Genomic DNA, 9,384 nt, shown 5'->3' with positions numbered 1-9,384 from the left:
AAAGCGAAACAGAACTTCTTTAAAGATCGTAGCCTGTTTTATGCGACCTTCCCTATTCAACAGCAGGCTCAACGCGGCGACTGGAACTTTAAACTCTCTGCGGTATATACCATAGGTATTCTGGATTTTATCTTTGATGATGAAACCCCTGCCACCCGAAACGATGTCGTACACCACGTTCAGCTCAAAGATCAGCATAACCAAACGTTTTACGACAAGCTGACCTTTATCTATCTGACGCTACCTAATTTCACCAAAACAGAAGACGAACTGGAAAGCCTACAGGACAAGTGGTTCTATCTTTTTCGCCACCTGCATGAGCTGGAAGAGATTCCACCCCGCCTTAGGGAAAAAGTGTTCTTAAGTCTGTTTGAAAAAGCCAATATTGCTCAATTTCAACCCGAAGAACGCCAAGCCTACGAGTCTAGCCTGAAGTATTACCGTGATTTAAAAAATGTCATTGATACGGCCCGAGACGAAGGACGTGAAGAAGGTGAACAGATCGGCTATGAAAAAGCTCAATCTGAAGCACATCAGAAAATTGCGTTAGCTGTAATGAACTTAGTAAAGCTTGGCCTACCAGACCAACAGGTCGCAGAAGCTTTTCAGCTTAGCGTAGATGAAATCCAGGAGATTAAGAAGTCTTACCACGATTGAAAAAAGCCAGAGAACAAGAAAACCAGGACAGTCATTATTTAGGACATGATTTGATGGCTGTCCTTTCATCTCACTTTCATCCCATCCTTTCTCCTGCACCTTGCCACCAAACATCAAACAATCGGGGACATCCAGCATTTACGCCTTGATTCTCAAGGATTATTTCACGGTTATCCTACACTCTTAACATAGCCGTTCAGGGCGGTAACCCCGGTAAGTTATAGATGATGTGATGTTGAAAATTACTGATGCAGACTGGTTAATTGACCATAAATTAGAGCTGGTTTTTAGCGATGGCTTTGCAGGTACGGTGGATCTGACAGAAATCTTCCAGGCTCCTGCATTTAAGGTGGTTACAGACTTTAAACGCTTTGCTTTAACAACTGAAGGCCATCTTGATTGGGGAGAAGTTCAACTCACCGCGAGTACCGTTCGGGATATCACTGAGGGTGATTTCACCCACGCGCCTGAACAGAGCGATCTACAGTAGATGGAAGACGTGATTAAACAAGCGGCTTGGGATTCCATTCAGGAAGGTCGCCCCGATATTTTGCAGGCGGCAATTCGGGCCTATGTCGAGCAATTTGGCCATAAACAGGTCGTTGAGCGGGCTGGCATTAAAAGTCGCACCAGCGCTTACCGCTCACTCAAACCTGAGGTGTCGCCAAACTTTGGTACTCTGGTTCAGTTGGGGCATGCTGTCGTTGAGATCGCTCAGGAACAACAATCTCAGACTATTTGACCTCAAACACCTGCTCAAGTGTCTCAACTTGCAGTAGCTGCTCACCCCATTGCTCTAACTGAGTAGTATCGGCTTCAGCTAGCTTATCAATAACCCAATCAGGTAACTCACCAAAACGAAACTTAATCTGTTTTGTGAGCAGACGCGCTTCACCTTAAAGCAATCCTTCTTTTATAGATAGCAATGAGATTTTTACCAGAGAGGGATATAAACAAATAAGAAAAGCTCCGGGAGAGGGACCAACCCCGGAGCTTGGGCATTCTCTGAAAGCACGACAGGGCGTCGTATCAGACTGGGGTGTGCTGTTAAACGACTAATTCAGAGGTTTCCCGCAAGGTGTAAAGTTAAGCACAGCAAATCACTAACATTCGATTACGTTGACGGCGAGTCCTCCTCTGGAAGTTTCTTTGTACTTATCCAGCATATCCCGACCCGTGTCGCGCATGGTTCTGATCACTTTGTCGAGGGAAACGAAGTGTTCACCATCACCGCGTACTGCCATCGCCGCCGCGTTAATGGCTTTCATGGAAGCCATAGCGTTACGTTCAATACAAGGCACTTGCACCAGACCACCGATAGGATCGCAGGTCAGACCCAAATTATGTTCCATACCGATTTCTGCGGCATTCTCGACCTGTAGCGGTGTGCCGCCGGTCGCTTCCGCTAAACCTGCCGCCGCCATGGCACAGGCCGAGCCTACTTCACCCTGGCAGCCCACTTCAGCGCCCGAGATTGAAGCATTCTCTTTAAATAAAATTCCGACTGCTGCCGCTGCTAATAGGAAGCGGATCACGCCTTCTTCGTCTGAGTTAGGGCACCAGTTGGTATAATAGTGCAGTACTGCTGGGATAATCCCCGCCGCGCCATTTGTCGGTGCGGTAACCATACGACCACCTGCGGCGTTTTCTTCATTCACTGCCAGGGCGTACAGGTTAACCCAGTCCATGGCACCCAGTGATGGGGTGATCATGTCCATACGGGTACGGTTTTTTAGTTCACGATGCAGCGCTGCGGCACGGCGTTTTACTTTCAACCCACCAGGCAAAATACCTTCGTTTCTGATGCCGTTTGCTACGCACTCTTTCATCACTTGCCAGATTTCAAGAATACCGGCACGGATCTCTTCTTCTGTGCGCCAAGCCTGTTCGTTGGCCAGCATCACATCAGAGATCGACAGACCCGTTTGCTTACAGATCTGTAATAATTCTTCACCTGTACTGAAAGGATATTTCAGTGGGGTGGTATCTTCTACAATTCGATCGGCACCCGCAGCAGCCTCATCAACCACAAAACCACCACCGACGGAGTAGTACACCTTCTCGGCAACCACTTCATTTTTGGCGTTAAACGCGGTAAAGCTCATGCCATTAGCGTGAAACGGCAGAGACTCTTTCATGTGGTAGATCAGATCTTCCGATTCATCAAAGTCGATCACTCGCTCACGCAGCAGAGACATTTGGCCTGTCTGGCTGATCTCTTCGGCACGGGGTACCACAATGGTCGGGTCGATCTTTTCCGGCAGATAACCTTCCAGCCCCAACAGAACTGCTGGACCTGAACCGTGACCTTTACCCGTTGCCCCCAGAGAACCAAACAGCTGAGACTGTACACGGCTGACCTGATTTAACAGATCACTATCACGCAGACCTTCGGCAAACATCTGCGCCGCTTTCATCGGACCTACGGTATGGGAACTGGATGGACCGATACCGATTTTCAGCATATCGAATAAGCTGATCGCCATGTCAAAACACCTCTAAAGAGTCACACGTCGCGCAAGGCGACGTGGACAGATTTACGCAATTTCTTATGCCTGTATATCAGACAACCAGAGGCTTATTTGTATACCGGGTAGTCTGCACACAGAGAGCGCACTTTCTCTTTTACTTCAGAGATTTTAGCTTCTGTAGCGTCTTCGCCTTGCTGCATCGCATCCAGAATATCGACGATCCAGTTAGTCAGAGTGCGACACTCGTCTTCTTTCAGACCACGGGTAGTGATTACCGGAGAACCGATACGCAGACCAGAGGTCACAAATGGAGACTGAGGGTCGTTTGGTACGGCGTTTTTGTTTACGGTGATAGAAGCACGACCCAGAGCAGCATCGGCATCTTTACCGGTCAGACCTTGCTTGATCAGGCTCAGCAGGAACAGGTGGTTCTGAGTGCCACCGGATACGACGTCGTAACCGCGCTCGATAAAGACCTGCGCCATAGCATCAGCGTTTTTCACAACCTGCGCCTGGTACTCTTTAAACTCAGGTAACAGAGCTTCCTTGAACGCCACCGCTTTTGCTGCGATAACGTGCATCAGAGGACCACCCTGACCACCCGGGAATACCGCAGAGTTCAGTTTCTTCTCCAGCTCTGGCTTAGCACCTTCACGCTGGAATTGCGCTACGATCAGACCGCCACGTGGACCACGCAGGGTTTTGTGAGTGGTAGTCGTCACTACGTCAGCATACGGCAGTGGGTTCGGATACAGACCGGCGGCAACCAGACCGGCAACGTGTGCCATATCGACAAACAGGTAAGCGCCTACTTCATCAGCAATCTCGCGGAAACGCGCCCAATCAACGATCTGAGAGTAAGCAGAGAAACCGGCAACGATCATTTTTGGCTGGTGTTCTTTCGCCAGTGCTTCAACCTGATCGTAATCGATCTCACCAGCATCGGTCAGACCATACTGAACCGCGTTGTAGATTTTACCGGAGAAGTTTACGTGTGCACCGTGAGTCAGGTGACCACCATGTGCCAGGCTCATGCCCAGAATGGTATCGCCTGGTTCAACCAGGGCCATATAAACCGCAGCGTTCGCCTGAGAACCAGAGTGCGGCTGTACGTTTGCGTAGTCTGCACCGAACAACTCTTTTGCACGGTCGATGGCCAGTTGCTCAACTACGTCGACGTGCTCACAACCACCGTAGTAACGTTTTTCCGGGTAACCTTCAGCGTATTTGTTGGTTAGCAGAGAACCCTGAGCCTGCATCACACGAGGACTGGTGTAGTTTTCAGAAGCGATCAACTCGATGTGGTCTTCCTGACGTACCGCTTCGTCCTGCATTGCACTCCACAGTGCTTCATCGAAGTTTTGGATCTGATCGTCTTTACTAAACATTCTTTTTATTCTCCTGGTTTGAGAAACTTGGGCAAGGTTGCTTAATCAACGTCTGCCTAACCATAATTCCGACCTGTTAAATCCATTGAGTGAGACGCTCGTTGAAACTTCAGGTCCGAGATTCAGCATGCTGAACCCTTTAAAGTTTCGTCATAGTAATCAGGGAAAACGGCTCGCAACTGCTTCCCAGCGGCCTAATAGTGTCGATTTGCGACAGCCCGGAAACATATTTCTCAAGCCCTGTCAGATTGCGACAACCCGATGTAGAAACACGACACATAGAAAAGGACTAATATTTTTTTTGATCTGGAACAGTTTGAAAATGTATTAAAGAAGGAAGACTTGTAGCTGACAGATAAAGCGAAAAGAAAGCAATCAACAGAACAGTATGCAGAAAGAACAACCCAACCGTTTAAGGCCGGAAATAGCTGTGAAAAAGTGTCCAAAGTTGTAAACAAAATGTAAACAATGCTTGTAAAACGCTCATCCTTGTCGCAGGCTAAAAGCGACAGCTATCGCTGATAAAACAGTTTTTGTCGCAGACTAAAAATAGTCTTAGCCTATCAACACAATAAGAATAACCCCGGAAGTCACACCATGCATACAGACGCCAAGATTCTGGTTGTCGACGACGAAGAGATCACCCGAGATTGCCTGAGCAGTTATTTTGAAGAGGAAGGCTATCGGGTGTTTTGCGCCGAAACCGCCGAAGAAGCGGAAGGGATTCTTAATAGTGAAGCCATAGATGTTGTCCTGCTGGATATTCGTTTACCCGGTAAGGATGGCCTGACACTAACCCGTGAGCTGAGGGTTCACAGTGAAGTGGGCATTATTCTGGTCACCGGTCGTCAGGATGAGGTGGATCGCCTGATTGGCCTGGAGTGTGGTGCCGACGAATACGTCACCAAGCCCTTTAATCCCCGTGAGATTCTGGCGCGCAGTAAAAACCTGATCCGCCGGGTTCGTCATAGCCAAAGCAAACCCACCGATGCCCTGCCTCATAGCTTTAAAAGTTTCGATCGCTGGAAACTGAACATGGATCGCCGTCAACTGCTTGATGAGCGCCGTCAGGAAACGCAGCTGACCGAAGGTGAATTTAAACTGCTGACCTGCCTGATGGAGCAAGCGGGTGAAGTGATGAGCCGGGAACAGATTCTGGATCAGATTCGTAACCGGGAATGGGTGCCCAGTGATCGCACCGTTGATGTGCTGATTGGCCGACTGCGCCGCAAATTAGGTGATGATACGACCAACCCTAAACTGATCCTGACCGTGCATGGTGCGGGTTATCTGTTTACCCCTAAACCTGTTGATCTCAACTAGGTCTATCTCCATGATCACTGTATTCGGTAGAGGGCGATATTCTGCTCTCTATCCATCTGCTTTTCTAAACAAACGGCTGTTGCTATGTCTACCGGGCTTGCTTGTGTTCTGTATGGCTTTAACAGCTTATGCTGAACCCAATCGCTCACTAAAAGCCTGCGGTCACCCCTTTTACCCTCCGGTATCCTGGCACAGTGAAAACCGCTTAATGGGTCTCGCTCCAGCAGTAACGAAGCAACTGTTTGCGGAGTTGGGCTTTAAGGTACAGCTCAGCGCCGACAGTAACTGGAAGCGCTGCCTGCTGGAAGTGGAACAGGGCAATGCAGATATCATAGTAGCAGCCTACCGTATTAGCAGCCGGGAAGCTTATCTTCGCTACTCCGAACAACCCCTTATTGCCGACAAGGTCATACTGTTTGTTAATCGTCAGCAGCCCATGGGCTTCACTCACCTCAGGGATCTCAGAGGTAAAACCGTAGGTCTATTACTGGGCGATAGCTGGGGCGATGAGTTTGATCACTTTATCAGACAGAACAGCCGCATTGAGTATGTCTCCCGTGGGGAACAAAACTTTTCCAAACTGGCTCTCGGTCGGATCGACTATATGCCCGGAGGTAAACTGAGCGGCCAGTTGCAAAGCCACAAGTTGGGTTTTCATGATCAGATAATGGCGCTGGATACCGAGATCACCACAGAGCATTATTATCTGGCCATTGGCCGTCAGAGCGGTCTGAACAGCTACCTACCCTACCTGAATCAACGACTGAAAGAGATGAACGATGACGGCACCATAGAGCGTCTAAGGGCATATTACAGCTTTCAGTATCTGAATACGCCTTAAGCGATTGATGAGCTGGCTTATGAGTTTCTGGCTAAAAAAACGCCCCCGTTACGCCCGACAACACCCGCTGGGTTACCGCATTATGGTGTATGTCATCGCGTGCAGTTTTATCTTTATTCTCTTCTCTACTGCGCTGCAGCTATCACTGGATTATCGTCGCGAACTTAAAGCCATTGATCAACAAGTGGAGCTAATTCGCAGCAGTTATCTGGCCAGTCTGGCCAAAAGCCTGTGGGATGTGGATCAAGCTCAGGTAGAGCTGCAGTTACTGGGCATCCATACCCTGCCGGATGTGATCTATCTCAGCTTACAAGATAAAAAACTCAGTGGTAATCTCCAGCTACCGGCATTGGAAGCACCGCCAGAGAACCATCAGGTGCAGATCCATAGCTTTAATCTGATTCATACCACCGCCAGCCTGCAACAGCGTCATCTGGGCCGTTTAGAGGTTAGCTTTGATATGCAGGCGGTCTATGCCCGTATCTGGCAGACCGGTTTAAGTGTATTACTCAACCAAACCCTGTTGGTGTTGTTAATCGTATTGGTGATTCTGGTGATCGTACAACGTCAGATCACCCGTCACCTGGAAAGCATGGCAGATTACAGCAGACGCATTGGGGCGGGCCAGCTGGGTGAAGAGCTAACGCTGATACGGGCAAAACCCAAACAACCGGATGAACTGGATCAGCTGGCTGGCGCACTCAATGAGATGGGCCGGGCAATTCAACGGGATCGGGATCAGCTGCAACAGATGGTGGAGCGCCGCACCGCCAGTCTGCGTCGTGCCAAGGAAGCCGCAGAAGATGCCAGCAACGCTAAGTCTCAGTTCCTCTCGACCATGAGTCATGAGATTCGCACGCCGATGAACGGTATGCTGGGCATGATTCAGCTGTTGGAAAACAGCTCGCTTACCAAGGTACAGCAGGATCATATCCGGGTACTGCATGACGCTACAGACTCCCTGATGGAGACCTTTGATCATGTGCTGCAATACGGTCGTCTGGAGGAGGGGGCTTATATCTCCAGTGAGAGTGATTTCTCACTACAGCAACTGCTCACTAACCTGATGATGCTGATGACTCCGGGAGCAGAGAAAAAACAGCTCACTTTGGCTCTACAGCAACCGGATGATCTCCCACCCTGCTATTTTGGTGCAGCGGGAAGTTTACGCCAGATTCTGACTAATCTGCTGGCCAATGCTATTAAGTTTACCGACCAAGGAGGCGTAACTCTGAGCTGTTATCTGATCACCGAAACAGAAGACAAAGACAAAACCGAAAATGAAACCGATCAACAGCACGCACTAAGCGTTGAGCAGGGCAGCCAACATATCGAGCAACGCGCCCAAACTATTGAACAGCACATATTGCGTTTTGAGGTGCAGGACACAGGTATCGGTATAGAACCCGAGTTACAGCAACATATCTTCGATCGTTTTACCCAGGCCGATGAGAGCATTACCCGGCGTTTTGGTGGTACCGGTTTGGGATTGGCAATCAGCAAGGCTTTAGCGCAGGCGCTTAATGGTCATATGGGGGTTGAGAGCCAGCCGGGCACAGGCAGTTGCTTTTGGTTAGAACTGCCACTGCAGGTTAGCACTGAACAAAATCTGATAGCAGTACATGATGCTGAAGCAGATACACCGTTGGAGGTGTCTGCTAATAGCAAGACCTATAGTAAGCACCTACCCACCAGTCCAGCGCTAAAAGCATCTACTCCTCATATTCTACTGGTAGAAGATGTGGAGATTAATCAGCAAGTGGTGCAAGGCCTGCTGGAAGGCCACTATCTGATCAGTCTCGCAGAGGAAGGCCAACAGGCACTGCAACTGTGCCAGCAATATTGCTTTGACTGTATTTTAATGGATATGCATCTACCGGGACTGAGCGGTTTGGAAATTAGTGCGCAATTGCGTACTGATCCCAATGGCATAAACTTCAACACGCCGATTATAGCTCTGACTGCCAGCGTCCGCCCCGATGATATTCATCAATACCTACAAGCGGGTTTGCAGAATGTCGTCGCTAAACCCGTCAAAAGGCAGCAACTTGTTGCTGCACTGGAGGCTTGCCTGAACTCTTCAGTTAAATACTCTTCATCTGAACAGTTTGAGTCAACGGAGACACTTGAGGCAGCTGATAGTCTTACGCCTCCAGATGTTGAAAACAGCTCATCTGTATCTGCTATAAAGCGACTACCGACACAGACTGCTCAAGCTGAGCTGCAAGATCAACTGGAAGCTCATTCTAAGCCTGTAGGCTCCTCTTACTTAGAGGCGTCACTACTGAACCCAAAACACCTGAACCCAAAACACCTGAACCAAAAACTGCTGGACTCAAAAATAGTATCGGTACATCAGCAGATGTTGGGTGAGAAAAAAGTTGCGGATATGATGGCTAACTTTTACCAACTGCAAGATACGCTCTGGCCCTTGTTACAAGCCAGTTTGCAGGAAAACGACCTTTACGAAACTACGCAACTGGCCCATAAATTGGCTGGCGCCTGCGAAACCTTAGGCTTTATTCGCGCTGGAGAAACGCTACGAACATTGGAAGCGGACGCCGATATGAACGATAATGCTGCCTGCCGGGCAATCTGGCAGCCTCTGGAGGTGATTATGCAAGGGAGTTTTACTATCGCTCAGCAATGGTCTCAGAGGCAGTAATCAAATGAATTACGCACAACAGTGACGCATTTAGACAGG

9 protein-coding genes are annotated in these 9,384 nt (G+C 49.1%); 6 read left to right on the top strand and 3 right to left on the bottom strand.

Going from position 1 to position 9,384, the window contains the following annotated elements; translation table 11 throughout:
- The 3 genes from H579_RS25875 to H579_RS29685 all read left to right on the top strand — a co-directional run.
- Window positions 1-657, top strand: a 657-nt coding sequence (locus tag H579_RS25875) for an Rpn family recombination-promoting nuclease/putative transposase (RefSeq protein WP_036566377.1), incomplete at its 5' end; no start/stop codon positions are given.
- A 232-nt stretch (window positions 658-889) separates the two neighbouring features.
- Window positions 890-1,147 (top strand): DUF2442 domain-containing protein, encoded by a 258-nt coding sequence (locus H579_RS29690; RefSeq protein WP_245583285.1) that lies wholly within the window; start codon window positions 890-892, stop codon window positions 1,145-1,147.
- The gene (locus H579_RS29685) at window positions 1,148-1,399 is read left to right on the top strand and encodes a helix-turn-helix domain-containing protein (RefSeq protein WP_245583284.1); all 252 of its coding nucleotides are present in this window, start codon (window positions 1,148-1,150) and stop codon (window positions 1,397-1,399) included.
- Here the strand turns inward: H579_RS29685 and H579_RS30115 are convergent.
- From H579_RS30115 to glyA, 3 genes are all read right to left on the bottom strand, one after another.
- Entirely contained in the window at window positions 1,392-1,541 is a 150-nt protein-coding gene (locus H579_RS30115) for a DUF4351 domain-containing protein (protein ID WP_157834630.1), read from the bottom strand. The genes H579_RS29685 and H579_RS30115 overlap by 8 nt on opposite strands.
- A 219-nt stretch (window positions 1,542-1,760) precedes the next feature.
- Window positions 1,761-3,143, bottom strand: a complete 1,383-nt coding sequence (locus tag H579_RS0115000; protein ID WP_028301363.1) for an L-serine ammonia-lyase — start codon at window positions 3,141-3,143, stop codon at window positions 1,761-1,763.
- A gap of 92 nt (window positions 3,144-3,235) precedes the next feature.
- Complete coding sequence (gene glyA, locus H579_RS0114995; RefSeq protein WP_028301362.1) at window positions 3,236-4,516, bottom strand: serine hydroxymethyltransferase; 1,281 nt, start codon at window positions 4,514-4,516, stop codon at window positions 3,236-3,238.
- A 597-nt stretch (window positions 4,517-5,113) separates the two neighbouring features.
- Between glyA and H579_RS0114990 the strand changes: the two genes are divergently transcribed.
- From H579_RS0114990 to H579_RS25865, 3 genes are all read left to right on the top strand, one after another.
- Window positions 5,114-5,839: a response regulator gene (locus H579_RS0114990; protein ID WP_028301361.1), complete on the top strand. Its 726-nt coding sequence runs from the start codon at window positions 5,114-5,116 to the stop codon at window positions 5,837-5,839.
- A gap of 112 nt (window positions 5,840-5,951) precedes the next feature.
- Window positions 5,952-6,680 (top strand): substrate-binding periplasmic protein, encoded by a 729-nt coding sequence (locus H579_RS0114985; RefSeq protein ID WP_036566376.1) that lies wholly within the window; start codon window positions 5,952-5,954, stop codon window positions 6,678-6,680.
- 19 nt (window positions 6,681-6,699) lie between these two features.
- Complete coding sequence (locus H579_RS25865) at window positions 6,700-9,345, top strand: ATP-binding protein (protein WP_051227679.1); 2,646 nt, start codon at window positions 6,700-6,702, stop codon at window positions 9,343-9,345.
- The last annotated feature ends 39 nt before the right edge of the window (window positions 9,346-9,384 follow it).

Origin of the sequence: Oceanospirillum beijerinckii DSM 7166, from assembly GCF_000422425.1 — a bacterium.
Taxonomy (GTDB): Bacteria; Pseudomonadota; Gammaproteobacteria; order Pseudomonadales; family Halomonadaceae; genus Oceanospirillum; species Oceanospirillum beijerinckii.
The sequence above is the reverse complement of the archived record's forward strand: the minus strand, read 5'-3'. Positions and strand labels throughout refer to the sequence as shown.

Coding starts and splice junctions, on each gene's coding strand:
- H579_RS29690 (WP_245583285.1), top strand. CDS start 890: ATGTTGAAAATTACTGATGCAGACTGGTTAATTGACCATAAATTAGAG.
- H579_RS29685 (WP_245583284.1), top strand. CDS start 1,148: ATGGAAGACGTGATTAAACAAGCGGCTTGGGATTCCATTCAGGAAGGT.
- H579_RS0115000 (WP_028301363.1), bottom strand. CDS start 3,143: ATGGCGATCAGCTTATTCGATATGCTGAAAATCGGTATCGGTCCATCC.
- glyA (WP_028301362.1), bottom strand. CDS start 4,516: ATGTTTAGTAAAGACGATCAGATCCAAAACTTCGATGAAGCACTGTGG.
- H579_RS0114990 (WP_028301361.1), top strand. CDS start 5,114: ATGCATACAGACGCCAAGATTCTGGTTGTCGACGACGAAGAGATCACC.
- H579_RS0114985 (WP_036566376.1), top strand. CDS start 5,952: ATGGCTTTAACAGCTTATGCTGAACCCAATCGCTCACTAAAAGCCTGC.
- H579_RS25865 (WP_051227679.1), top strand. CDS start 6,700: ATGAGTTTCTGGCTAAAAAAACGCCCCCGTTACGCCCGACAACACCCG.